This is a genomic window from Enterobacter sp. A103 (genome assembly GCF_034427535.1).
GTDB classification, from domain to species: domain Bacteria; phylum Pseudomonadota; class Gammaproteobacteria; order Enterobacterales; family Enterobacteriaceae; genus Enterobacter; species Enterobacter asburiae_B.
On record NZ_JAXQPQ010000011.1, the window covers coordinates 23,374 to 46,186 of the forward strand.

The 22,813-nt window shown below is 53.4% G+C and carries 20 protein-coding genes and 2 pseudogenes; 14 read left to right on the top strand and 8 right to left on the bottom strand.

All coding sequences use genetic code 11. The features are described 5' to 3' along the window. Positions 1 to 4 precede the first annotated feature (4 nt). The 10 genes from atpG (at position 5) to phoU (ending at position 11,336) form a co-directional block, all read left to right on the top strand. Positions 5 to 868, top strand: coding sequence for a F0F1 ATP synthase subunit gamma (atpG, locus tag SPH27_RS20125; RefSeq protein ID WP_008500191.1), 864 nt, complete (start codon positions 5 to 7; stop codon positions 866 to 868). A 31-nt stretch (positions 869 to 899) separates the two neighbouring features. After that, positions 900 to 2,282, top strand: a complete 1,383-nt coding sequence (gene atpD, locus SPH27_RS20130) for a F0F1 ATP synthase subunit beta (RefSeq protein WP_006177559.1) — start codon at positions 900 to 902, stop codon at positions 2,280 to 2,282. 20 nt (positions 2,283 to 2,302) lie between these two features. Beyond that, positions 2,303 to 2,722: a F0F1 ATP synthase subunit epsilon gene (locus tag SPH27_RS20135; protein WP_006177560.1), complete on the top strand. Its 420-nt coding sequence runs from the start codon at positions 2,303 to 2,305 to the stop codon at positions 2,720 to 2,722. Positions 2,723 to 2,860: 138 nt separating this feature from the next. Next, complete coding sequence (glmU, locus tag SPH27_RS20140; RefSeq protein ID WP_048976513.1) at positions 2,861 to 4,231, top strand: bifunctional UDP-N-acetylglucosamine diphosphorylase/glucosamine-1-phosphate N-acetyltransferase GlmU; 1,371 nt, start codon at positions 2,861 to 2,863, stop codon at positions 4,229 to 4,231. A gap of 362 nt (positions 4,232 to 4,593) precedes the next feature. After that, positions 4,594 to 6,423 carry a glutamine--fructose-6-phosphate transaminase (isomerizing) gene (glmS, locus tag SPH27_RS20145; RefSeq protein WP_182072063.1) on the top strand — a complete coding sequence of 610 codons (1,830 nt, stop codon included), beginning with the start codon at positions 4,594 to 4,596 and terminating at the stop codon, positions 6,421 to 6,423. A 321-nt stretch (positions 6,424 to 6,744) separates the two neighbouring features. Then, entirely contained in the window at positions 6,745 to 7,785 is a 1,041-nt protein-coding gene (gene pstS / locus SPH27_RS20150; RefSeq protein ID WP_008500186.1) for a phosphate ABC transporter substrate-binding protein PstS, read from the top strand. Between the two features lie 128 nt (positions 7,786 to 7,913). Continuing rightward, complete coding sequence (pstC, locus tag SPH27_RS20155) at positions 7,914 to 8,873, top strand: phosphate ABC transporter permease PstC (RefSeq protein WP_024907883.1); 960 nt, start codon at positions 7,914 to 7,916, stop codon at positions 8,871 to 8,873. Then, a complete protein-coding gene (gene pstA, locus SPH27_RS20160; protein WP_023309794.1) occupies positions 8,873 to 9,763 on the top strand; it encodes a phosphate ABC transporter permease PstA in 891 nt (296 codons plus the stop codon). The genes pstC and pstA overlap by 1 nt, the downstream gene beginning before the upstream one ends. Before the next feature lie 47 nt (positions 9,764 to 9,810). Next, complete coding sequence (gene pstB, locus SPH27_RS20165) at positions 9,811 to 10,584, top strand: phosphate ABC transporter ATP-binding protein PstB (RefSeq protein ID WP_010426574.1); 774 nt, start codon at positions 9,811 to 9,813, stop codon at positions 10,582 to 10,584. A gap of 26 nt (positions 10,585 to 10,610) precedes the next feature. After that, entirely contained in the window at positions 10,611 to 11,336 is a 726-nt protein-coding gene (phoU, locus tag SPH27_RS20170; protein ID WP_008500182.1) for a phosphate signaling complex protein PhoU, read from the top strand. A 94-nt stretch (positions 11,337 to 11,430) separates the two neighbouring features. Here phoU and yieH read toward each other — a convergent pair whose 3' ends face one another. Beyond that, positions 11,431 to 12,096 carry a 6-phosphogluconate phosphatase gene (gene yieH, locus SPH27_RS20175; RefSeq protein ID WP_182072065.1) on the bottom strand — a complete coding sequence of 222 codons (666 nt, stop codon included), beginning with the start codon at positions 12,094 to 12,096 and terminating at the stop codon, positions 11,431 to 11,433. Between the two features lie 164 nt (positions 12,097 to 12,260). Between yieH and adeP the strand changes: the two genes are divergently transcribed. After that, positions 12,261 to 13,598 (top strand): adenine permease AdeP, encoded by a 1,338-nt coding sequence (gene adeP, locus SPH27_RS20180; RefSeq protein WP_023309797.1) that lies wholly within the window; start codon positions 12,261 to 12,263, stop codon positions 13,596 to 13,598. 92 nt (positions 13,599 to 13,690) lie between these two features. Here the strand turns inward: adeP and SPH27_RS20185 are convergent, their stop codons facing one another. The 7 genes and pseudogenes from SPH27_RS20185 to SPH27_RS20215 form a co-directional block, all read right to left on the bottom strand. Continuing rightward, entirely contained in the window at positions 13,691 to 14,257 is a 567-nt protein-coding gene (locus SPH27_RS20185) for an NADPH-dependent FMN reductase (protein WP_023309798.1), read from the bottom strand. A gap of 36 nt (positions 14,258 to 14,293) precedes the next feature. Continuing rightward, on the bottom strand, positions 14,294 to 15,040 hold the full coding sequence (locus tag SPH27_RS20190) for a 4'-phosphopantetheinyl transferase family protein (RefSeq protein WP_048981398.1): 747 nt from the start codon (positions 15,038 to 15,040) through the stop codon (positions 14,294 to 14,296). 122 nt (positions 15,041 to 15,162) lie between these two features. Continuing rightward, a complete protein-coding gene (yidZ, locus tag SPH27_RS20195) occupies positions 15,163 to 16,134 on the bottom strand; it encodes an HTH-type transcriptional regulator YidZ (protein ID WP_029741480.1) in 972 nt (323 codons plus the stop codon). Beyond that, positions 16,103 to 17,278, bottom strand: a complete 1,176-nt coding sequence (locus SPH27_RS20200; protein WP_182072067.1) for an MFS transporter — start codon at positions 17,276 to 17,278, stop codon at positions 16,103 to 16,105. The genes yidZ and SPH27_RS20200 overlap by 32 nt, the downstream gene beginning before the upstream one ends. A 473-nt stretch (positions 17,279 to 17,751) precedes the next feature. After that, complete coding sequence (locus SPH27_RS20205) at positions 17,752 to 18,564, bottom strand: HipA domain-containing protein (protein ID WP_233475011.1); 813 nt, start codon at positions 18,562 to 18,564, stop codon at positions 17,752 to 17,754. Positions 18,565 to 18,855: 291 nt separating this feature from the next. Continuing rightward, positions 18,856 to 18,951, bottom strand: a pseudogene (locus tag SPH27_RS20210) (metal-dependent hydrolase); the annotation flags it as partial. A gap of 77 nt (positions 18,952 to 19,028) precedes the next feature. Beyond that, positions 19,029 to 19,929, bottom strand: a pseudogene (locus SPH27_RS20215) (IS5 family transposase). 176 nt (positions 19,930 to 20,105) lie between these two features. On the opposite strand from SPH27_RS20215, the gene SPH27_RS20220 reads away from it, so the two are divergent. Genes SPH27_RS20220 through SPH27_RS20230 form a run of 3 tightly spaced genes read left to right on the top strand, consistent with a single transcriptional unit; the run spans position 20,106 to position 22,778 of the window. Beyond that, positions 20,106 to 20,342 (top strand): transcription factor, encoded by a 237-nt coding sequence (locus tag SPH27_RS20220; protein ID WP_182072069.1) that lies wholly within the window; start codon positions 20,106 to 20,108, stop codon positions 20,340 to 20,342. A gap of 9 nt (positions 20,343 to 20,351) precedes the next feature. Beyond that, positions 20,352 to 21,896 carry a site-specific DNA-methyltransferase gene (locus SPH27_RS20225; RefSeq protein ID WP_182072072.1) on the top strand — a complete coding sequence of 515 codons (1,545 nt, stop codon included), beginning with the start codon at positions 20,352 to 20,354 and terminating at the stop codon, positions 21,894 to 21,896. Between the two features lie 15 nt (positions 21,897 to 21,911). Further along, complete coding sequence (locus SPH27_RS20230) at positions 21,912 to 22,778, top strand: DEAD/DEAH box helicase family protein (protein WP_322435787.1); 867 nt, start codon at positions 21,912 to 21,914, stop codon at positions 22,776 to 22,778. Positions 22,779 to 22,813: the final 35 nt, after the last annotated feature.

Consider the following 22,813-nt stretch of genomic DNA (forward strand, 5'->3'; position numbering starts at 1 on the left):
GCTCATGGCCGGCGCAAAAGAGATACGTAGTAAGATCGCAAGCGTCCAGAACACGCAAAAGATCACTAAAGCGATGGAGATGGTCGCCGCTTCCAAAATGCGTAAATCGCAGGATCGCATGGCGGCCAGCCGTCCTTATGCAGAAACCATGCGCAAAGTGATTGGTCACCTTGCGAACGGTAATCTGGAATATAAGCACCCTTACCTGGAAGAACGCGACGTTAAGCGCGTGGGCTACCTGGTGGTGTCGACCGACCGTGGTCTGTGTGGCGGCTTGAACATTAACCTGTTCAAAAAACTGCTGGCGGATATGAAAGCATGGTCTGAAAAAGGCGTTCAGTGCGATATCGCAATGATCGGCTCTAAAGGCGTCTCTTTCTTTAACTCCGTTGGTGGCAACATTGTCGCTCAGGTGACCGGTATGGGTGATAACCCGTCCCTGTCCGAACTGATCGGCCCGGTTAAAGTGATGTTGCAGGCCTATGATGAAGGCCGTCTGGACAGACTGTACGTTGTCAGCAACAAATTCATTAACACCATGTCTCAGGTTCCAACGCTCACTCAGATGCTGCCGTTACCGGCATCAGAAGATGACGAGCTGAAGCAAAAAGCCTGGGATTACCTGTATGAACCCGATCCGAAACCGCTGCTGGATACCCTGCTGCGTCGTTACGTTGAATCTCAGGTTTATCAGGGCGTTGTAGAAAACCTGGCCAGCGAGCAGGCCGCACGAATGGTGGCGATGAAAGCCGCGACCGATAATGGCGGCAGCCTGATTAAAGAGCTGCAGTTGGTTTACAACAAAGCTCGTCAGGCCAGCATTACTCAGGAACTCACCGAGATCGTCTCGGGGGCCGCCGCGGTTTAACCAGGTTTACGAATTACGTAGAGGATTCAAGATGGCTACTGGAAAGATTGTCCAGGTAATCGGCGCCGTGGTGGACGTCGAGTTCCCTCAGGACGCCGTACCACGCGTGTACGACGCGCTTGAGGTACAGAATGGTAACGAGAGCCTGGTGCTGGAAGTTCAGCAGCAGCTCGGCGGCGGTATCGTGCGTACCATCGCTATGGGTTCTTCCGACGGTCTGCGTCGTGGTCTGGAAGTAAAAGACCTTGAGCACCCGATCGAAGTCCCGGTAGGTAAAGCAACACTGGGTCGTATCATGAACGTATTGGGTCAGCCAATCGACATGAAAGGCGACATCGGTGAAGAAGAGCGTTGGGCTATCCACCGTGCAGCACCTTCCTACGAAGAGCTGTCAAGCTCTCAGGAACTGCTGGAAACCGGTATCAAAGTTATCGACCTGATGTGTCCGTTCGCGAAGGGCGGTAAAGTCGGTCTGTTCGGTGGTGCGGGTGTTGGTAAAACCGTAAACATGATGGAGCTGATCCGTAACATCGCGATCGAGCACTCCGGTTACTCCGTGTTTGCGGGCGTAGGTGAACGTACTCGTGAGGGTAACGACTTCTACCACGAAATGACCGACTCCAACGTTCTGGACAAAGTATCCCTGGTTTACGGCCAGATGAACGAGCCACCAGGAAACCGTCTGCGCGTTGCGCTGACCGGTCTGACGATGGCTGAGAAGTTCCGTGATGAAGGCCGTGACGTTCTGCTGTTCGTTGATAACATCTACCGTTACACCCTGGCCGGTACGGAAGTATCTGCACTGCTGGGTCGTATGCCTTCAGCGGTAGGTTATCAGCCTACGCTGGCGGAAGAGATGGGTGTTCTTCAGGAACGTATCACCTCTACCAAAACCGGTTCTATCACCTCCGTTCAGGCGGTATACGTACCTGCGGATGACTTGACTGACCCATCTCCAGCAACCACCTTTGCGCACTTAGATGCAACCGTGGTACTGAGCCGTCAGATCGCGTCTCTGGGTATCTACCCAGCCGTTGACCCGCTGGACTCCACCAGCCGTCAGCTGGATCCACTGGTTGTTGGTCAGGAACACTACGACACCGCGCGTGGCGTACAGTCCCTGCTGCAGCGTTACCAGGAACTGAAAGACATCATCGCCATCCTGGGTATGGATGAACTGTCTGAAGAAGACAAACTGGTGGTAGCACGTGCGCGTAAGATCCAGCGCTTCCTGTCCCAGCCGTTCTTCGTTGCGGAAGTATTCACCGGTTCTCCGGGTAAATACGTTTCCCTGAAAGACACCATCCGTGGCTTTAAAGGCATCATGGAAGGCGAATACGATCACCTGCCGGAGCAGGCGTTCTACATGGTTGGTTCCATCGACGAAGCCGTGGAAAAAGCCAAAAAACTTTAACGCCTTAATCGGAGGGTGATATGGCAATGACTTACCACCTGGACGTCGTCAGCGCAGAGCAACAAATGTTCTCTGGTCTGGTCGAGAAAATCCAGGTAACGGGTAGTGAAGGTGAACTGGGTATTTTCCCGGGTCACGCACCGCTGCTCACCGCCATTAAGCCTGGTATGATCCGCATCGTTAAACAGTTCGGTCACGAAGAGTTTATCTATCTGTCCGGCGGCATTCTTGAAGTGCAGCCTGGCAGTGTGACCGTTCTGGCCGATACCGCTATCCGTGGACAGGATCTCGACGAAGCGCGAGCCCTGGAATCGAAGCGTAAGGCTGAAGAGCACATTAGCAGCTCTCATGGTGACGTGGATTACGCTCAGGCGTCTGCGGAGCTGGCCAAAGCGATCGCGAAACTGCGCGTTATCGAGTTGACCAAAAAAGCGATGTAACACCGGCTTGAAAAGCACAAAAGCCAGTCTGGATACCAGGCTGGCTTTTTTTTTCGGCCTTAATTCATGATGAAAAAGATGTAGAATTTTAAGCATCAAACGTTTTTACTTCACACTCAAACTACCGTCAGGATGCGTATGTCAAACAGTGCGATGAGCGTGGTGATCCTTGCCGCTGGCAAAGGGACCCGCATGTATTCCGATCTGCCTAAGGTGCTCCACACGCTTGCAGGAAAGCCAATGGTGCAGCATGTCATTGATGCAGCGAACGAACTGGGTGCCGGTCAGGTCCACCTGGTCTACGGCCACGGCGGCGATCTGCTTAAAAAGACGCTGAGCGATGACAAGCTCAACTGGGTGCTTCAGGCCGAACAGCTGGGCACAGGCCATGCGATGCAGCAGGCTGCGCCTTTCTTTGCGGATGACGAAGACATTTTGATGCTCTACGGCGATGTCCCGCTGATCTCCGTTGAAACCCTGACTCGCCTTCGTGAAGCCAAACCGCAGGGCGGTATCGGTTTGTTGACCGTCGTGCTGGACGATCCAAGCGGTTATGGCCGCATCACCCGTGAAAACGGCAACGTCACGGGTATTGTTGAGCATAAAGATGCCAGCGACGAACAGCGCCAGATTCAGGAGATCAACACCGGTATTCTGATTGCCAATGGCGCGGACATGAAGCGCTGGCTGTCTCAGCTCAACAACAACAACGCGCAGGGTGAATTCTACATCACCGACATCATTGCGATGGCGTACCAGGAAGGACGTGAGATTGCGGCGGTTCATCCGGCGCGCATCAGCGAAACCGAAGGGGTGAATAACCGTCTTCAGCTTTCCCGCCTGGAGCGCGTTTATCAGTCCGAGCAGGCCGAAAAACTGCTGCTGGCGGGCGTGATGCTGCGCGATCCGGCGCGTTTCGATCTGCGTGGTTCGTTATCTCACGGTCGTGACGTTGAAATTGATACGAACGTTATCCTCGAAGGTCACGTCACGCTGGGCAATCGCGTTAAAATTGGCGCCGGCTGCGTGATTAAAAACAGCGTCATCGGCGACGATTGCGAAATCAGCCCGTACAGCGTGGTAGAAGATGCTCGTCTGGATGCGGCCTGTACCATCGGCCCGTTTGCGCGTCTGCGCCCGGGCGCTGAGCTGCTGGAAGGCGCTCACGTGGGTAACTTCGTGGAGATGAAAAAAGCGCGTCTGGGTAAAGGCTCGAAAGCCGGTCATCTGACCTATCTGGGCGACGCGGAAATTGGCAATAACGTGAATATTGGTGCAGGGACTATTACCTGTAACTATGACGGTGCGAATAAGTTTAAAACCATCATCGGTGACGACGTGTTCGTTGGCTCCGATACGCAGCTGGTGGCGCCTGTTACCGTGGGTAACGGGGTGACTATCGCCGCCGGAACAACCGTTACGCGCGATGTGGCCGAGAACGAGCTGGTGTTAAGCCGCGTGCCGCAGGTCAGCAAGCAGGGCTGGAAACGCCCGGTGAAGAAAAAGTAACGGATTTACCCCTCACCCTAACCCTCTCCCCACAGGGGAGAGGGGATCGTTCGGTGCGGTGTTTTTCTCCCTCGCCCCTTTGGGGAGAGGGCCGGGGTGAGGGGATAATATAATCCTCCCCCCACAAGCAGTACCCATAAAAATAACCCCACTCTCTACAAGGCTCGGGGTGCCCGGAAAGGGCGTTACCCAAAGGATTTCGCGTTGTGGCAAGGCGGCAAGCGTATGAGTCCATGGGAGCTTACTTAAGTAAGTGACCGTGGCGAGTACGAGAAGCCAACGCAGCCGCAGCGTGAAAGACGCAGGGAAAATACAGGTCAGCGACAACGCAGGCATAATGCCTAAATTCGGAATCTAAAATTATGTGTGGAATTGTTGGCGCAGTTGCGCAGCGTGATATTGCTGAAATCCTTCTCGAAGGTTTACGTCGTCTGGAATACCGTGGTTACGACTCTGCCGGTCTGGCTGTCGTCGATGCAGAAGGTCATATGACCCGTCTGCGTCGTCTCGGTAAAGTGCAGATGCTGGCCCAGGCCGCGGAAGAACATCCGCTGCACGGTGGGACCGGTATTGCGCACACCCGCTGGGCGACGCACGGCGAACCGTCTGAAGGTAACGCGCACCCGCATGTGTCTGAACACATCGTGGTCGTGCACAACGGCATTATCGAAAACCACGAACCGCTGCGCGAAGAACTGAAAGCGCGCGGCTACACCTTCGTCTCTGAAACTGACACCGAAGTGATTGCTCACCTGGTGCACTGGGAGCTGGAGCAGGGCGGTACACTGCGTGATGCGGTGCTGCGTGCTATCCCTCAGCTGCGCGGTGCGTACGGTACGGTGATCATGGATTCCCGCGATCCGTCCACATTGCTGGCCGCGCGTTCCGGTAGCCCGATGGTTATCGGTCTGGGCATGGGCGAAAACTTCATCGCTTCTGACCAGCTGGCGCTCCTGCCGGTCACCCGTCGCTTTATCTTCCTCGAAGAGGGTGATATCGCGGACGTGACCCGTCGCAGCGTGACCGTCTTCGATACCAAAGGCGAGCAGGTGAAACGTCAGGAGATCGAATCGAATCTGCAGTACGACGCGGGCGACAAAGGCGCTTACCGTCACTACATGCAGAAAGAGATTTACGAGCAGCCAAACGCCATCAAAAACACGCTGACCGGGCGTATCAGCCACGGTGAGGTTGACCTGAGCGAGCTGGGCGCAAACGCGAACGAACTGCTCGGCAAGGTCGAGCATATTCAGATCGTGGCCTGCGGCACCTCTTACAACTCCGGTATGGTTTCTCGCTACTGGTTTGAATCCCTGGCGGGCGTGCCGTGCGATGTGGAAATCGCGTCTGAATTCCGCTATCGCAAATCCGCGGTGCGTCGTAACAGCCTGATGATCACCCTTTCCCAGTCCGGCGAAACGGCGGATACGCTGGCAGCTCTGCGTCTGTCTAAAGAGCTGGGTTACCTGGGCTCTCTGGCCATCTGTAACGTTCCTGGCTCCTCGCTGGTGCGTGAATCCGATCTGGCGCTAATGACCAAAGCGGGCACAGAAATCGGTGTGGCCTCCACCAAAGCGTTTACCACTCAGCTGACCGTTCTGCTGATGCTGGTGGCGAAGCTTGCGCGTCTGAAAGGTGAAGATGCGTCCGTTGAGCACGACATCGTTCACGGCCTGCAGGCGCTGCCGAGCCGTATTGAGCAGATGCTGTCTCAGGACAAACGCATTGAAGCGCTGGCTGAAGATTTCTCTGACAAACATCACGCCCTGTTCCTGGGTCGTGGCGATCAGTATCCGATTGCGCTGGAAGGCGCGCTGAAGCTGAAAGAGATCTCCTACATTCACGCTGAAGCCTATGCGGCTGGCGAGCTGAAGCACGGCCCGCTGGCGCTGATTGACGCGGATATGCCGGTCATCGTTGTGGCACCAAACAACGAACTGCTGGAAAAACTGAAGTCTAACATCGAAGAAGTGCGTGCCCGCGGCGGCGTTCTATACGTCTTCGCCGACAAAGATGCCGGTTTCGTCAGCAACGACAACATGCACATTATCGAGATGCCGCATGTGGAAGAGGTGATTGCACCAATCTTCTACACCGTTCCGCTGCAGCTGCTGGCTTATCACGTTGCGCTGATCAAAGGCACCGACGTTGACCAGCCGCGTAACCTGGCGAAATCGGTTACCGTAGAATAATCCCTTCAGGCTCCACCTTCGGGTGGAGCCTTTTTATCCTGCCCGGCTTGTTTTTAATCAATCCTTTCTCGTTTTTAATAATGACATTTTGTCATCTTCAGCTACTTTTTTCAGTGTCACATAAAGAAAACATTTCAGAAAACGTCTTGTCATAAAAGCGGCTAACGCGATGAAAAATAAGGTTTCTTTTGCTTGTTTTTAAGTGAAATTTACGTTGTCATAAAACTGTCATAATTCGTACATTTATCTGTCACCTGTTTGTCCTATTTTGCTCATCGTAGCCACTAAACAACGATTTACGAAAATCTTGCAGGAGACATTATGAAAGTTATGCGTACCACTGTCGCAACTGTTGTCGCCGCGACCTTATCTCTGAGCGCGTTCTCTGTATTTGCAGAAGCAAGCCTGACTGGCGCTGGTGCAACCTTCCCTGCGCCGGTGTATGCCAAATGGGCGGATACCTACCAGAAAGAAACCGGTAACAAGGTTAACTATCAGGGTATCGGCTCCTCCGGTGGCGTTAAACAAATTACCGCGAACACTGTTGATTTCGGCGCATCAGACGCTCCGCTGTCTGATGACAAGCTGGCTCAGGAAGGCCTGTTCCAGTTCCCTACCGTGATCGGTGGTGTGGTTCTGGCCATCAACCTGCCGGGCGTGAAGTCGGGTGAGCTGGTGCTGGACGGCAAAACGCTGGGTGACATCTACCTGGGCAAAATCAAAAAATGGGATGACGAAGCGATCGCTAAACTCAACCCAGGCCTGAAGCTGCCTTCTCAGAACATCGCCGTGGTTCGCCGCGCGGATGGTTCCGGTACCTCTTTCGTGTTCACCAGCTACCTGGCTAAAGTGAACGAAGAGTGGAAATCTAAAGTCGGCTCCGGCTCTACCGTTAACTGGCCAACCGGTCTGGGCGGTAAGGGTAACGACGGTATCGCCGCGTTCGTACAGCGTCTGCCTGGCTCAATTGGTTACGTAGAGTATGCGTACGCTAAGCAGAACAACCTGTCCTACACCAAACTGGTTTCAGCCGACGGCAAACCGGTTAGCCCAACCGAAGAGAACTTTGCTAACGCGGCGAAAGGTGCTGACTGGAGCAAATCCTTCGCGCAGGATCTGACTAACCAGAAAGGCGAAGGTGCATGGCCAATCACCTCTACCACCTTCATCCTGGTTCACAAAGAGCAGAAGAAACCTGAGCAGGGCGCCGAAGTGCTGAAGTTCTTCGACTGGGCGTACAAAAACGGCGGCAAACAGGCTAACGCCCTGGATTACGCCACCCTGCCGGACAACGTGGTTGAGCAGATTCGCGCTGCATGGAAAACCAACGTGAAAGACAGCAGCGGTAAAGCGCTGTACTAACAGGATATATTTAACGAAGATGGCGGGTGGCGCTATGCTTACCCGCCCTACGGTTTAAGCTGTAGGCCCGGTAAGCGTCAGCGCCACCGGGCATATTCGTAAAAACGTCTCAAACAGAAGAGTAATTTATGGCTGCAACCAAGCCTGCATTTAACCCTCCGGGTAAAAAAGGTGACATGATTTTCAGCGCGCTGGTGAAACTGGCTGCGCTGATTGTGCTATTGCTGCTGGGCGGCATTATCGTGTCTCTGATTTTCTCCTCATGGCCGAGCATCCAGAAATTCGGTTTTTCCTTCCTGTGGACCAAAGAGTGGGACGCGCCGAACGACATCTACGGTGCCCTGGTACCGATTTACGGCACGCTGATGACCTCGTTCATCGCCCTGCTGATTGCGGTTCCGGTGAGCTTTGGTATTGCCCTGTTCCTGACGGAGCTGGCGCCGGGCTGGCTGCGGCGCCCGCTGGGTATTGCTATCGAACTGCTGGCGGCCATTCCAAGTATCGTTTACGGCATGTGGGGTCTGTTCATCTTTGCTCCGCTGTTCGCCACGTATTTCCAGGAACCGGTCGGTAACGTGCTTTCTGCCATTCCGTTTGTGGGTGCCCTTTTCTCTGGCCCGGCTTTCGGTATCGGCATTCTGGCGGCAGGTGTGATCCTCGCCATCATGATTATTCCGTACATTGCGGCGGTTATGCGCGATGTCTTCGAACAAACGCCGGTGATGATGAAAGAGTCGGCCTACGGCATCGGCTGCACCACCTGGGAAGTTATCTGGCGCATTGTCCTTCCGTTCACCAAAAATGGGGTGATCGGGGGCGTGATGCTGGGTCTGGGGCGTGCGCTGGGTGAAACCATGGCGGTCACCTTTATCATCGGTAACACCTACCAGCTCGACAGCGCGTCGCTCTACATGCCGGGTAACAGTATTACCTCGGCGCTGGCGAATGAATTTGCGGAAGCGGAATCCGGGCTGCACGTGGCGGCGCTGATGGAGCTGGGTCTGATTCTGTTCGTTATCACCTTCATTGTTCTGGCGATTTCCAAGCTGATGATTATGCGCCTCGCTAAAAATGAGGGGGCACGCTAATGGCAACTCTCGAAATGCAAGCTACCGCTGAACTGGCGGAATCCCGCCGCAAAATGCAGGCCAGACGCCGCATGAAAAACCGTATTGCCCTGTCGCTCTCTATGGCGACAATGGCGTTCGGCCTGTTCTGGCTGGTCTGGATCCTCTTCTCGACGGTCGTTCGCGGGATTGACGGGATGTCACTGTCGCTTTTCACCGAAATGACGCCGCCGCCGAACACTGCGGGTGGTGGCCTGGCGAATGCCCTGGCGGGCAGCGGCTTGCTGATCCTCTGGGCGACGGTCTTCGGCACGCCGCTGGGCATCATGGCGGGTATCTACCTGGCTGAATACGGTCGTAAATCCTGGCTGGCGGAAGTCATTCGCTTCATCAACGACATTCTGCTGTCTGCACCTTCTATCGTCGTGGGTCTGTTTGTTTACACCGTGGTGGTGGCGCAGATGGAACACTTCTCCGGTTGGGCGGGTGTTATTGCCCTGGCGCTGCTGCAGGTGCCGATTGTTATTCGTACCACCGAGAACATGCTGAAACTGGTGCCGGACAGCCTGCGCGAAGCGGCTTATGCGCTGGGTACGCCGAAATGGAAGATGATCTCTGCAATTACGCTGAAGGCGTCTGTTTCCGGGATCATGACCGGTATCCTGCTGGCGGTTGCGCGTATCGCGGGTGAAACGGCGCCGCTGCTGTTTACGTCTCTCTCCAACCAGTTCTGGAGCACGGACATGATGCAGCCGATCGCCAACCTGCCGGTGACGATCTTTAAATTTGCGATGAGCCCATTCGCGGAATGGCAGCAGCTGGCCTGGGCCGGAGTGCTGATCATTACCCTTTGCGTACTGTTGCTGAACATTCTGGCGCGCGTCATTTTCGCGAAGAAGAAACACGGTTAATTTTTTACGGCGCGGCAGCTCGCGGCGCCGAATGAGGAAATGAGTCAATGAGTATGGTTGATACTGCCCCGGGTAAGATTCAGGTTCGTGATTTGAACTTCTACTACGGCAAATTCCATGCCCTGAAGAACATCAACCTGGATATCGCGAAGAACCAGGTCACGGCATTTATCGGTCCGTCCGGCTGTGGGAAATCCACGCTGCTGCGCACCTTTAACAAAATGTATTCGCTCTATCCGGAGCAGCGCGCTGAGGGTGAAATCATCCTGGACGGTGAAAACATTCTGACCCAGGCGCAGGATATCGCCCTGCTGCGCGCCAAAGTGGGGATGGTGTTCCAGAAACCAACGCCGTTCCCGATGTCGATTTACGACAACATCGCGTTTGGCGTGCGTCTGTTTGAAAAACTCTCCCGTGCCGATATGGACGAGCGCGTGCAGTGGGCTTTGACCAAGGCCGCATTATGGAACGAAACCAAAGATAAGTTACACCAGAGCGGTTACTCTCTCTCCGGTGGTCAGCAGCAGCGTCTGTGCATTGCGCGCGGTATTGCTATTCGCCCGGAAGTGTTGCTGCTGGATGAGCCATGTTCAGCGCTGGACCCGATCTCAACCGGCCGTATTGAAGAGCTGATCACCGAGCTGAAGCAGGATTACACCGTGGTTATCGTGACCCATAACATGCAGCAGGCTGCGCGTTGTTCCGATCATACGGCGTTTATGTACCTGGGCGAGTTGATTGAGTTCAGCGATACGGACGCGCTGTTCACCAGGCCCGCGAAGAAACAAACCGAAGATTATATTACTGGCCGCTACGGTTGATTTGCCTTAGTGCATGTGGAGAAACCATGGACAACCTCAATCTTAATAAACACATTTCCGGCCAGTTCAACGCAGAGCTGGAAAGCATTCGCACCCAGGTAATGACCATGGGCGGCATGGTCGAGCAGCAGCTTTCTGATGCGATTACGGCAATGCACAACCAGGACAGCGAGCTGGCGAAGCGCGTCATTGAAGGCGATAAAAACGTCAACATGATGGAAGTCGCTATCGACGAGGCCTGCGTGCGCATTATCGCGAAACGTCAGCCGACGGCGAGCGACCTGCGTCTGGTGATGGCGATCATCAAAACCATCGCCGAGCTGGAGCGTATTGGTGACGTTGCGGATAAAATCTGCCGTACCGCGCTGGAGAAGTTTTCTCAGCAGCACCAGCCGCTGCTGGTGAGCCTGGAGTCGCTGGGCCGCCACACCGTGCAGATGCTGCACGATGTGCTGGATGCTTTTGCGCGTATGGACCTGGACGAAGCGGTGCGTATCTACCGTGAAGACAAGAAGGTCGACCAGGAGTATGAAGGCATCGTGCGTCAGCTGATGACCTACATGATGGAAGATTCACGTACGATCCCAAGCGTACTGACCGCCCTGTTCTGCGCGCGTTCCATCGAGCGTATCGGCGACCGCTGTCAGAACATTTGCGAATACATCTTCTACTTCGTGAAAGGTCAGGACTTCCGTCACGTGGGCGGCGACGAGCTGGACAAGCTGCTGGCGGGTAAAGATCCGAAAGAGTGATTTTTACCCTCACCCTAACCCTCTCCCAAAGGGAGAGGGGACAATTCGGTTTTCTCCCTCTCCCCTGGGGAGAGGGTCGGGGTGAGGGGAAAACTCAGCGAGTAATATCCCACCCGCGCGCCTTCCACAGCGCTGGCAGCTGCGCCAGATCGGTAAAGGTCGTCACGTTGGGATGATCGATCGGCTTGTTGTGCGGGTCGGCGCAGAAGTAAAACACCTCCATCCCCGCATCAATCCCCGACTGCGCGCCCGCAGACGAGTCATCCACCAGAATACAGTTCTCTACGTTGACGTTCATCGCTTTTGCCGCATGGAACATCAGCGCCGGGTCTGGCTTCCAGCGCTGGATATCGTAGCCGCTGAACAGTTTTTCCGGGAAATGGTGCAACATCTCAAGCTTGCCCAGCGAGTGCTGCATTTTGCTGACCGGGCCGTTAGAGACGACGCAGACTGGCACCGTCATCGCATCCAGCAACGCGTTAGCTCCGGAGATAACCTCCAGCTCGGAGTCGAACAGGCGTGCGACCTCGGTGCGGTACACCGGTTCCAGATCGGCTTTCGCCAGATCTACACCGTGTTCTTCGTTAATGATGTCGATGATCTCGTAGAGCTTTACGCCCTTAAAGCGTTTAAACACCTCTTCGAGTTCCAGCGTAATGCCAAATTCCTGGAACATGGTGACATACGCGCGGGAACAAATGACCTCACTGTCGACCAGCGTACCGTCGCAGTCGAAAAATACCGCTTCAATTCCGGACATGCCTTTCCCTTTTAACAAGTTTAACGTTTACGTACGGCAGTTCGCCGGCACGCAATCGTTGCCGTATAAGCAAAATCAATGAAAAAAGTATCACGTAACCGCCACTATTGTCGCATTTTGGTATAGGATAGCGACGAATTTTCCCTCCTTGTTCGGAATTGATGATGAGTCAACAACACACTACCCAGACATCTGGTCAGGGTCTGCTTGAGCGCGTTTTTAAACTGCGCGAGCACGGCACAACGGCACGCACCGAAGTGATCGCTGGTTTCACCACCTTCCTGACGATGGTCTATATCGTTTTTGTGAACCCTCAAATTCTGGGCGTTGCTGGCATGGATACCAGCGCCGTCTTCGTTACAACCTGTCTGATCGCGGCCCTTGGCAGCATCCTGATGGGTGTATTCGCTAACCTGCCGGTTGCGCTGGCACCGGCGATGGGCCTGAATGCGTTCTTCGCGTTCGTGGTTGTTCAGGCGATGGGGCTGCCGTGGCAGGTTGGCATGGGCGCCATCTTCTGGGGCGCGGTTGGCCTGCTGCTGCTGACCATTTTCCGCGTACGTTACTGGATGATTGCGAACATTCCCGTGAGCCTGCGCGTGGGCATCACCAGCGGTATCGGTCTGTTCATCGGTATGATGGGGCTGAAAAACGCCGGCGTTATCGTGGCGAACCCGGACACGCTGGTGAGCATCGGTCACCTGACCTCTCATAACGTGCTGCTGGGCGTGCTGGGCTTCTTTATCATCGCTATCCTGGCTTCCCGTAATATTCACGCGGCGGTGCTGGTGTCCATCGTGGTCACCACCCTGCTGGGCTGGATGCTGGGCGATGTTCACTATAACGGTATCGTCTCCGCGCCACCGAGCGTCTCTACCGTGATTGGTCACGTCGATCTGGCGGGTTCCCTGAACCTGGGCCTGGCGGGCGTGATTTTCTCCTTCATGCTGGTCAACCTGTTTGACTCCTCCGGCACGCTGATTGGCGTGACCGATAAAGCGGGCCTGGCGGATGAAAAAGGGAAATTCCCGCGCATGAAGCAGGCGCTGTTTGTGGACAGCGTCTCCTCTGTGACCGGTGCTTTTATCGGAACCTCGTCCGTTACCGCGTACATTGAATCGTCTTCCGGCGTGTCCGTGGGCGGCCGTACCGGCCTGACGGCGGTGGTTGTGGGTATTCTGTTCCTGCTGGTGATCTTCCTCTCTCCGCTGGCGGGTATGGTTCCTCCGTATGCGGCAGCCGGCGCGCTGATCTATGTGGGGGTGCTGATGACCTCCAGCCTGTCACGCGTGAAGTGGGATGATTTAACCGAAGCGGTGCCGGCGTTTATTACCGCCGTGATGATGCCGTTCAGCTTCTCGATTACCGAAGGTATCGCGCTGGGCTTTATCTCTTACTGCGTAATGAAGATCGGTACCGGCCGCTTCCGCGACCTCAGCCCTTGCGTCATCGTTGTGGCGCTGCTGTTTGTGCTGAAGATTGTGTTTATTGACGCCAAATAAACAGCAAGCCCTTTTCTTCGAAAAGGGCTTTAATGTTTGTTCCCTCTCCCTGTGGGAGAGGGCCAGGGTAAGGGCATCAGGCTGCAATAAGCTTACGCCTTCACCCGCTTAATATAATCCCCAAACGCCGTCAGCTGGCCAGACAGATGATCGCGCGTGCTCTGATCCACCACTTCACCCGTTTGTGGGTCGACCTTGTTCTGAATCACACCACCCATAAATTCCGGCTTGTTCATGACCATCGCATCCAGGAACACCAGGATCTGGCGCAGATGATACTGGCAGCGCGCGCCGCCAATCGCGCCCATTGAGCTGGTCTGGATCAGCACCGGCTTGCCTGCCAGCGGCTGCTCAGGTAAGCGGGACAGCCAGTCGATGGCATTCTTCAGGCCACCCGGAACCGAATAGTTGTACTCCGGCGTGACGATGACCACGCCGTCGGCCTGGCGGATCTGCTCTGCCAGCGCCTCAACGCTCTGCGGAAAACCCTCTTCTTGCTGTACGTCAGCGTCATACAGCGGAATATCGCCAATAGACGGCAGGGCGCTAATTTCCATTCCTGCCGGTGCCAGCTGTGGCAGCGTGCGGGCAACCATCCCGTTAAATGAACCTTTGCGCAGGCTTCCCAGTAACGTAACTACTTTCAACGTATCAGACATGATTACTCCTGTTTCATCATGATGACCCTGATTGGATCAGCTAAGGGTGAATGCTTTTTCTGCCGGTAAACTGGTTAAACGCATCAGGCGTGCGGCGGGCTCGTTGGCGCGCTCGGGCACATCAGGAAGGCTACGCCATCCCTGTTGGCTGTCAAATTCCCAGATTTTCATGCGTTCGATGGCGGGGGTAACCGCAATGGACCAAATGAGCACATCCTCTGCGTCACTGAGCGCCTCTACCAGCGTGGCCTGAGTGGCACGCAGACGTCCGGAGCCTGGCAGCAGCTGCAGCAGGCTGGCGTCGTCTGAGGCGCATCCACAGAGCTTGCGGATGCTCTGGCGCAGGGTAATGAGCTGGGCTCGGGCTTCGACAGGATCGTTCTGGTTGCGTACCCACAGCTTCTCATTGCTGGAGAGCGGATAGTCTTCATGCGCATTACCGCCATGGAAGCTACGCGTCGCGCGCTGAAGTTCCATATCCAGCCCACAATCCCCTTCGGTGGTCAGCGCGACGCCAATGATATTGCCCGCGTAGGCAATCGAAAAACGAGGGAGATCCGGGTCGGCAAAGACCGGGCGACCTTCGGGTTGGGTAATGATGTCCGGCAGCTCGCTGGTGCCGTACAGCATAAACAGCAGTTCTGCGAGAAGCGCCCGGGAAGCTAAAAACCGCGTTCTGCGGTGTTCCGGGAGAGTGAGTGCTTCATTGTGACAGGCTGAAGAAATTCTTGCCGATACGAGACGTCCTTCCGTAAGTATCCCTCTTGCAAAGTGCGTAGCCATTTTTCGCTCCTTGATAATGGTCGTAATCGGTTAAACGGTTACATGATTATCGCTTAACTTGACTCCTGTTTTAATCAGTAAATGGGAGTAAGAGAAGCCTCAGGACCGAACTTTACATTTTCTTAGGCAAAAATTGGATCGCTGGCACCGTACAGCGCCTTGATGGTTTCCCGCAGCCAGAGGATTTTCGGATTATGGCTGTTTCGTTTATGCCAGATCAGCGTGAAGGGAACGGTAAGCTTTTCAGCCTGCGCTTCGTCAATGGGAATGGGCAGCGCGATCAGCTTCCGCTGGTGGAGTTGATTGTAGTGATGGCAGTAGTGCGGAGCGGTAGCGATATAGTTATGGCCGGGCTGGGCCGCCATAAACATCGACTGCTCAAAGCCCGGCACGCTCATGGCAATGTTTCTCTCCCGACCCATCTCCTTTAGCACTTCGTCCAGTGCCCAGGTGTCGCTGCGTTCCCAGAAGATGCTGATGTGCGGGTAGCGCAGGAAGGTCTCGAGGTTCCATTCATCCTGTAGCGCGGGGTGATCCTCACGCAGATACACGCACGGACGGTCGCTGAACAGAATCTCATAGTCGATGAACCACGGCATTAGCTTCAGCAATTCACGCGAGCGCGGGTGCGTTTCGCGTCCGGTGAATCCCAGATCCACCTCTCCACGCGTAATGGCGTCCAGCGAGTCGTAATCCCAGTGACGCATCTTCACCGTAGCCTGCGGATAGCGCTGGTTCACCTGCTCCAGCAGGGCGTTAAAGCGGATCAGCATCAACGGCGTTTCGGCGGCCAGCACGAACGTTAGCCCGCCCGGGGAATCATGGTGGAATTTATCGAGGATCTGGTTGCCGATTTGCATCCAGTCAGCCAGATCCTGCTCCAGGCTTACCGTCAGCGGGGTCGGCAGCAGCCCCAACGGCGTTTTGACAAATAGCGGGTCGTCAAACCAGTCACGCAGCTTGGCCAGCGATTTACTCACCGCAGACGGCGTCACGTTCATCCGTTTCGCCGCTTTGGTGACGCTGCGCTCCTGCAGCAAAAGCTGCAGGCACAGCAACAGGTTAAGATCGAGACTGCTGATGGGCTTCTTCATAATGCGCCGCGGGCTGGATGACCATAAGTAAGGTGATGCACAGTATGCTACAGCCAATCAGAACCCCGATCAGCATATTCAGCGCGTTAAGCCCGATGACCGCCGCCAGCCAAATCCACAGCGACGAGCCGCAGACCTGCGCAATTCCCAGCACCGAGCTTGCTACGCCTGCCCGCAGCGAGAAGGGACCAAGCGCCTGACTCATCGCCACGCCAAAGCCAACCGAGAACCCGGCGCAAATGAGGGTAATGCCGGCCAGCATTACCGCATGCGAGCTGGCGGTTGCCAGGATCGCGCCTGCCGTGAGGAATAAAACCTGTGAGGTCAGCATCAACGTACGCTGGCTAAAAACATTTAGCGCAAACGGGGTAGAAAACGACACTGCCATACTGACCATGGCGGTTAATGCCATCACCGTTGAATACTCACCCCGATCGAAGCCCATGGTTTCCATCAGTAAAACCGGGGAAACGTTTACATAGGTCAGGATCACCGCCACGCTTAACGTGGTCACGGCCAGACGACTGAGAAAAAAGCGGTTAAGCAGCTTCTCGGCTGGGTGAATGGCTGCGGTATGACTGGTATTCTGCGAGCCCGGGTGGGTCTCTTTCAGCACGGCGATGGACAGGACAAACACCAGCGCGCCCATCGCCGCCATGGTCCAGAACAGGCTCTGCCACGGGAATTTCAGCATGATCAGATATCCCACGACCGGGGCCAGCACCGGGATGATGCAGGTAATACCGTTCAGCATCGAAAGCACTTTGGCGCGACGCTGGGCGCTTAAGGTGTCGCGCAAAATGGCAAACGCGACGACGTAGCAGCCACCGGCTCCAATGCCCTGAATAAACCGTCCGGCCAGGAACAAGGTGCTGTTTTGCGCCTGTGAGCAGAGAAGAGAGGCCAGGGCAAAAATGATGGCGCCGGTTATCGCGACGGGCTGACGGCCAGCCTTATCCGCGATCTTCCCGGCAAAGACCATCGACGACGCCATCCCCGCGAGGTAGGCCGAAAACGCGATGTGCAGCTGCGCTTCGCTGGCGCCCAGATCGCTGGCGATGTGCGGCAATCCCACCAGATACATATCAATGCCGGACGGATAAAGCAGAACTAATGCGAAACTACAAAACAGAAAACGCGCCATAAACCCCCCATAAATGCAGGCAAGCAGAATAGGGGGTGGAAAGGGATTAGGCGAGTTGCCATTTGGACAATGGTGATTTCCTGAAAGGAAAACACCATTGGTTAGCGGAAATTATTTGCCGATGGAGAATGTAAAGAATCTATTGGCTTCAATACGTTAGTGATTTTCCGGGGGCCGCCCGGGGTAAAGGTAACTAAAACAGCATCTTGAGAGGCCTATCACGGGTTTCTGCTATCGTGCAGCGTTCCCATATAGCCCATCCTCGATCGTGCAGCCTTCCCATATGAGGCAATGAGAGGTCATCTCATGCAATCAAAACCGCTTTTTTGGGGGGTTGTGAACATATTTTGAGCCGGCTATAGCCTGCTTGGTGCCAGGTAGACTGCTTTTACGCATCGAACTGTGCAAGGTTCCCAGATATTAGTCCTGGGAATTCGTGCAACTGCCCCATATGCGGTAATCGGACACCTGCCTTAATCCCAACCCGTTATCAGCCTAGCTGAGCGGGCTTTTAGACCCTCTAAAATGGCGCTGATGATGGTTGCAGGGAAGTCTGCCGGTAACTGCTGGCTCACGCGCACAATAACGGCATCAACGGCGCCGGCCAGTTCTGTCAGGATCTCTTCCATAGCAGAACGCTCAAATCCCACAGCTTTCGCCGTTTGGAAGAAATGACACGGGAATATCTGCTCAATGGCGTACTTCTTCCCCTTGCTGCTTGCCAGACCCATAGCGAGCTTGGCGTCCCTTCGATTGAGGCCTCGGCCACCAAACACTGGATAGACAGATAGAATATCGTAAAAAGGGGTCAGGCGAAAACGCCCTTCCGGTTCAATAAAGACCGAGAAGTTCTTTGCATGGCCATTGGTAGCCGCCAGTAGCCAGAACAGGACCTGAGATTTTATGAACAGGTAGCGATCCTGTTCTGGTGTCGCAGAGCCCAGCAAGGTTTTCATTATGTCAGTGATCCTTGGTCCTCCATGGCTCTCGTATTTCCGTGCTGACGGAACATTCAATACCTGACAGAAATCTTCTTGGGGAAAGCGCATGATCCAACTGCGATCGGCAGCGTAACGTCTGCCGAAGCGTTCCACAGCCAGTGCTTTGATCTGGCCAACCTGCATCATGAAGCAGTGAGGTACGGGTAGACCAAACGCCTTGGCAATCAGAGTGCAGAGATATTCGTTTTCTACGCTCTGGGAGAAGTCTATCGAGTAGGAGTGGCTTTCAATCTTGCCGATAGGGAGTTTGATTATGTGGGTTGTCGGTTGAGTGGCAAGTACCAACGGCCATCGAGATAGAGCAGCGCAGTCTTTTCTTGCGCCCCGGCGATAGAGATCCGGAACTCCTCTTGCTCCCTGACCATCCCCAAAGGGATTCCTGATTTTTAGCTGGTCAGGATCTGCTCGAGCTCGTCATCGGAAAGTGCCTTGTAGTCGATTCGTCTGACATCTGGAATCGTGCCCTTCGGTAACCAGCTATAATGCCCCTACGCTATCCTGGCCAATCCCTGTCCAGTTCCCCTCCACATAACTATCTATCTGGAATAATGGTTTGTTCTTTCACACGGTGAGCAGCTAATGTGCCATCCCATCCAGCCTGGATTTCGTCTTCTCCCCCCCAGGCATGATTTGCCCCATGAGCCGGTAGATGCACTCGCTATGGTTGTGCTCTCATGGCTAATAGGCCAACTGGGCGTTGTTGATTAAATCAGAGCCTGGAAAGCCCGCTCCTAAAGAGCTTGCTGCCCTTAGCTGACCTGGCGAACAGGCATGCAAAGGCCTAGCATTTTGTTCATCACCTTCACCCCAGCCAAAGCCTCTGCAACCTGACCGTTATAGTCGCGTAGACTCAGCGTTGGGCTGATGAGCTGCTTGTATCGCAACATCGCCGTTTCCGCTTTTGAGCGCTGGTGATAACCGCTTTCCCTTTTACATTCGGGCAATTGCCCGACCTTGAGTGCCGCTAACGCCTCGTTTCTCGAATGCCCTTGCTCCCAGTATCCCGCTGGTTTGCGGGGGGGATACTGGCTTTGGCCTCTTTTCTTTGGGCAGGCTTTGCTGTGATAAGCCCCATCAGCACTGACCTGAGCGATACGGCGGCGCAGAGGATTAAGCCATCCTGGCAATACCTCGCTGCCGCCAACGTTTTCCAGGCTCACTTCGGCAGCGATAGCCTCATGGGTTCGGGCATCTACAACCAGGTGCAGGTTGCGCCACACCCGGCGCTCCTCCTTACCGTACTTACGTTGCTTCCATTCGCCTTCGCCATAGAGCTTCAGCCCGGTAGCATCAATAACCAGGTGGGTAATAGGGCCCTTGCTGGGCAAGCGGTAGTGGATATTGACCGTCTTGGCGCGCTTGCTGATAGAGCTGTAACTGGGCGAAGTGAGCGGCAGTGCCATCAACTGAAAGAGAGTTGATAAAGCCTTCCAAGGCTCGCAGAGGCAGACCGAACAGGCCCTTGAGCATCAGCGCGGTTTCGATGGCAGTGTCGCTGTATTCAAAGCCACTCCCCCGGCCGCCGTGGTGCTGTTGGCAGTACCAGTGGCGAATAGCGGCGTCATCTATCCAGAAGGTCAATGAGCCTCGATTGACCAAGGCCCGGTTGTACTCTGCCCAGTTACTGATATTGTGCTTGGCCTTGCCCATCTGCTGCTCTCCTCCGATACGTCGGGGGATCGGCTCACAGCCAAGAAGAATGGTTCAATGTATTTGGGAAACAACGCCATTGTTGCAGTTCACAAGAAAATACACACAAAATTAAGCACAAATTAGCTAATTTTGCTAAGTTAGCTATCAGTTCAGGTAAAAGCTGAGAAATAGGAATGAAAGAGCAGATTTTTCTGGCGATACGTCAGGCATTAAGTGGAGCTCCACGCAACCAGTACATGGCTGAGTTACACCTGCAAATGATCAAGTATGCTGACGATCTTCAAGACATCACAGCGAGAGAGTTTTGCGAAGAGGTCGGCTTAAAGCCCAGCTATGGCACCGAATTTAGCAAAATGAGAAACCTTACCAGCCGATTGAAACAAGCTGGCTTAGACGTAGATAAAATTTGAGGATCTAAGATGCCAATTTTGAACTGGCTTAACAAAGACGAAGCTATAACAACGTCTAAAAAATGCACTTATAGGCTACTGGAAGAAGTTCCAGAACTCTCCTATGGCGATGCCGATAATGAAAACCTGCTGATTCAAGGTGATAACCTTGAAGCGCTTAAGGCTTTAATCCCTTACTATGCTGGTAAAGTGAAATGTATTTTCATTGACCCTCCATATAATACCAAAAGCGCGTTTGATCACTATGATGATAACCTAGAGCATAGTAAATGGCTTTCTCTGATATACCCAAGGTTGGAGCTTTTGAGAGAGCTTCTTTCAGAGCAGGGTAGCATCTTCGTAACTATCGATGACAACGAAAGCCACTACCTTAAAGTTGTAATGGATGAGTTATTCGGGAGATGCAATTTTGTTACATCATTTATTTGGAGAAAAGTGGATAGCCCAAATGATAATAAGGTAACAATCACTCCGGATCATGAATATGTCTTTTGCTATGCGAAGAATATAGAAAAGGCAGTTTTTGAGCGAAAATCAGATAGCTCTATTTTAGACTCCTATCGTTCACCTGATGACTCTTCAGAAAAACCATATAGAGATAGATTATTGAAAAAAAATGGAAAGGCTAGTTTGCGAGAAGATCGACCATCTATGTACTTTCCAATATCAGACCCGGATGGCAATTTAATTTATCCAGTCCATGATGATGGACGAGATGCTCGTTGGGCTCTTGGCAAAAAAGCTGTCGACGAGCTAATTTCACAAGATAAGTTGGTGTGGAAAAAGCGTGGTGATAGTTGGATTCCTTATACGCGGGAATTTGCACCAGATAATCCTACTCGTCCTTGGCCTACAATTTGGAATGATTTACACACAACAAGGCAAACGAAAGCTCATTTGACAGCTTTATTGGGATCATCATTGTCATTTGATACACCTAAACCTGAAGATTTAGTCGCACGTATTATTACTATGACGACAAAGCCAGGGGAGCTTGTTTTAGATTCTTTTGCTGGTACAGGAACAACGGGCAGTACCGCTCACAAGCTTGGCCGAAAGTGGATATTGGTTGAAATTGGAAATCATAGCCAATCCCATATCAAACCGCGTTTACAAAAAGTTATCGAAGGTAAAGATACTGGCGGTATAACTATGGATTCAAACTGGGAAAGTGGTGGCGGTTTTCGCTTCTACAAATTAGGCGAAGCTGTATTCGATGAATACGGCTGCCTCAATACCGACATTAAGTTTCCCACCTTAGCATCACATATCTGGTATTTAGAAACGAAAACACCACTTGGCAACAAAGCCGATACTCCGTTGCTGGGTGTTCATAACGATACCGCATACTACTTGCTCTACAACGGCATACTGGGTGATCGTCGTCCAGTAGGTGGCAATGTGCTGACAAGCAAAGTACTCAACAACTTACCCGACATTAACAAACATGAACGTATCGTGATCTACGGTGAATCAAGCCGTTTGGGTGAGGCTCGCTTGAAACAAGCGAACATCACGTTCAAGCAGATCCCATACGACGTCGGCACTCTTTGATAAGGAATCCACAGAATGTTTAAGTTAAAAGGTTATCAACAACGTGCCGTTGATGTGATGCAATCTTTCCTATCAAACTGCCTCAGTAGTGACAATGTTGAAGATGCGTATAAGTTAGCTCTGAAAGAACAAGACCTCCCTTCACACGCTTACCGTGATTATGGTTTCGAGCAAGTTCCGTACTTTTGTATGCGTATTCCAACAGGCGGTGGTAAAACTGTTCTTGGCTCACATGCTGTTGAGGTTGCCGCACGTCATTACCTAGAGACTGAAGCCCCTATTGCATTATGGTTAGTCCCAAGCATTACAATTCGCGAGCAAACAGTAGAAGCACTGAAAACACCGGGTCATCCCTATCGTGAAAAGCTCGACGCAGCTTTTAATCGCCAAGTACTGGTGCTCGATATTGATGAAGTGACTCAAATTAGACCACAAGACTTAGGCAATAAGGCCATTGTGGTTGTATCTACCCTAGCTAACTTGAGAGTTTCTGACACCTCTGGACGCAAGGTTTACGCTTACCACGAAAACTTTGAGCCACACTTTGCCAAGATTCCAGCAAATCACCCTTCCTTGCCGCTGTTGGAGACGGTTTCAGAGGCTGATGTACAAGAGAACGGTTTGAGTAGTCGTGAAATTGGCAGCATCAAATTCTCTTTTGCCAACTTATTAGCCCTGTATCGGCCTGTTGTGATCGTGGATGAAGCTCATAATGCTCGTACCAACTTAACCTTTGATACGTTGCGACGAGTGCATCCAGCTGCTGTCATCGAGTTTACCGCTACACCAAACACCACTAGCGCAAACGGTAGTAACGTTCTGTTTCATGTTTCGGCTGCCGAGTTGAAAGCCGAAGAGATGATTAAATTGCCGATCGTTTGACGGAACATCAGAATTGGCAAGATGCAGTTCAGGAT

Excerpts from the sequence above, each read along its gene's own strand:
- atpG (WP_008500191.1), top strand. The coding sequence starts at position 5 with ATGGCCGGCGCAAAAGAGATACGTAGTAAGATCGCAAGCGTCCAGAAC.
- atpD (WP_006177559.1), top strand. The coding sequence starts at position 900 with ATGGCTACTGGAAAGATTGTCCAGGTAATCGGCGCCGTGGTGGACGTC.
- SPH27_RS20135 (WP_006177560.1), top strand. The coding sequence starts at position 2,303 with ATGGCAATGACTTACCACCTGGACGTCGTCAGCGCAGAGCAACAAATG.
- glmU (WP_048976513.1), top strand. The coding sequence starts at position 2,861 with ATGTCAAACAGTGCGATGAGCGTGGTGATCCTTGCCGCTGGCAAAGGG.
- glmS (WP_182072063.1), top strand. The coding sequence starts at position 4,594 with ATGTGTGGAATTGTTGGCGCAGTTGCGCAGCGTGATATTGCTGAAATC.
- pstS (WP_008500186.1), top strand. The coding sequence starts at position 6,745 with ATGAAAGTTATGCGTACCACTGTCGCAACTGTTGTCGCCGCGACCTTA.
- pstC (WP_024907883.1), top strand. The coding sequence starts at position 7,914 with ATGGCTGCAACCAAGCCTGCATTTAACCCTCCGGGTAAAAAAGGTGAC.
- pstA (WP_023309794.1), top strand. The coding sequence starts at position 8,873 with ATGGCAACTCTCGAAATGCAAGCTACCGCTGAACTGGCGGAATCCCGC.
- pstB (WP_010426574.1), top strand. The coding sequence starts at position 9,811 with ATGAGTATGGTTGATACTGCCCCGGGTAAGATTCAGGTTCGTGATTTG.
- phoU (WP_008500182.1), top strand. The coding sequence starts at position 10,611 with ATGGACAACCTCAATCTTAATAAACACATTTCCGGCCAGTTCAACGCA.
- yieH (WP_182072065.1), bottom strand. The coding sequence starts at position 12,096 with ATGTCCGGAATTGAAGCGGTATTTTTCGACTGCGACGGTACGCTGGTC.
- adeP (WP_023309797.1), top strand. The coding sequence starts at position 12,261 with ATGAGTCAACAACACACTACCCAGACATCTGGTCAGGGTCTGCTTGAG.
- SPH27_RS20185 (WP_023309798.1), bottom strand. The coding sequence starts at position 14,257 with ATGTCTGATACGTTGAAAGTAGTTACGTTACTGGGAAGCCTGCGCAAA.
- SPH27_RS20190 (WP_048981398.1), bottom strand. The coding sequence starts at position 15,040 with ATGGCTACGCACTTTGCAAGAGGGATACTTACGGAAGGACGTCTCGTA.
- yidZ (WP_029741480.1), bottom strand. The coding sequence starts at position 16,134 with ATGAAGAAGCCCATCAGCAGTCTCGATCTTAACCTGTTGCTGTGCCTG.
- SPH27_RS20200 (WP_182072067.1), bottom strand. The coding sequence starts at position 17,278 with ATGGCGCGTTTTCTGTTTTGTAGTTTCGCATTAGTTCTGCTTTATCCG.
- SPH27_RS20220 (WP_182072069.1), top strand. The coding sequence starts at position 20,106 with ATGAAAGAGCAGATTTTTCTGGCGATACGTCAGGCATTAAGTGGAGCT.
- SPH27_RS20225 (WP_182072072.1), top strand. The coding sequence starts at position 20,352 with ATGCCAATTTTGAACTGGCTTAACAAAGACGAAGCTATAACAACGTCT.
- SPH27_RS20230 (WP_322435787.1), top strand. The coding sequence starts at position 21,912 with ATGTTTAAGTTAAAAGGTTATCAACAACGTGCCGTTGATGTGATGCAA.